Annotated in this window: 1 pseudogene; it reads right to left on the bottom strand. The window is 66.7% G+C overall.

Features of this window, described 5'->3' with window-relative positions:
- Positions 1-246: pseudogene (gene glyA, locus ACQG3P_RS21640) on the bottom strand (serine hydroxymethyltransferase); the annotation flags it as partial.

Genomic DNA, 246 nt, shown 5'->3' with positions numbered 1-246 from the left:
CTTCTTCTCGATCTCGTCGCCGGCGCCCTTGGCGATGATGATGCCGCCTCGCGGTCCGCTCAGGGTTTTGTGCGTGGTGGCGGTGAGCCCGTGCGCGTGCGGCAGCGGGCTCGTGTACACGCCGGCGGCGACCAGGCCGGCAACGTGGGCCATGTCCACGAACATGTAGGCGCCGACCTTTTAGGAGATGGCGCGGAAGCGCGCCCAGTCCAACACCTTCGAATAGGCCGATAAGCCGGCCACGAA

It is taken from the genome of Stenotrophomonas sp. SrG (assembly GCF_050031795.1).
GTDB lineage: Bacteria > Pseudomonadota > Gammaproteobacteria > Xanthomonadales > Xanthomonadaceae > Stenotrophomonas > Stenotrophomonas rhizophila_A.
This window is presented reverse-complemented; position numbering and strand designations above follow the sequence as displayed.